The following is a 672-nucleotide window of genomic DNA, read 5'->3' as shown; positions in this document are numbered from 1 at the left end:
TTCACCATCGCGCAGCTCCTCAGCGGACACCACCGGTCCGCACGGTCCGCGGTGGCCGCGGGTCTGGCCCTGGCCGCTGACGTCGGCCAGCCGCAGTGGGGCAGCTACCTGGCGGGTGTGCACGCCTGGCTGTCGGCGGTCGCCGGGGCGGAGGAGGAATGTGTGGCGATGGCAGAGCAGGCGATCCGCGAAGCCGACCACCGCAGGTGGATGCCGGGAGCGTGCTGGGCCGAGTACGCCCTCGCGGCACTGGACTTCGGGCTGGGCCGCTACGACGCGGTGCTCGACCGGTGGGACCGGGCCATGTCCGGTCCCACCCGCCATGCCTTCCTGTGGCGGAATTCCTGGCCGGACTATATCGAGGCCGCCGTCCGGGTCGGGGATCCGCGGCGTGCCCGGGACCAGCTCCGTCGCTACACGGAGTGGGCCGAGGCCACCGGCCGATCCAGGCCGCTCGCCGTACTGCACCGGGTCCGTGCGCTGCTGGCCCCGGACAGCGCGGCAGGCGGACTGTACGAACGAGCACTGGCCCTGCACGCCGAAGGCGACCAGCCCTTCGACGAGGCACGCACCCGCCTGGTCTACGGAGAATGGCTGCGCCGCCACAAGCGCCGCGCCGAGGCACGTACTCACCTCCAGGCCGCCATGGAGGCCTTCGACCGGCTCGGCGCG

At 73.1% G+C, this 672-nt stretch carries 1 pseudogene; it reads left to right on the top strand.

Going from position 1 to position 672, the window contains the following annotated elements:
• Positions 1-51: 51 nt before the first annotated feature.
• Positions 52-672 (top strand): annotated as a pseudogene (locus ACTMTI_RS56965) (hypothetical protein); the annotation flags it as partial.

The sequence above is a fragment of the Nonomuraea sp. H19 genome (assembly GCF_052068215.1).
Classification (GTDB): domain Bacteria; phylum Actinomycetota; class Actinomycetes; order Streptosporangiales; family Streptosporangiaceae; genus Nonomuraea.
Note: the sequence above shows the minus strand (reverse complement) of the source record. Positions and strands in the feature narration are given on the sequence as shown.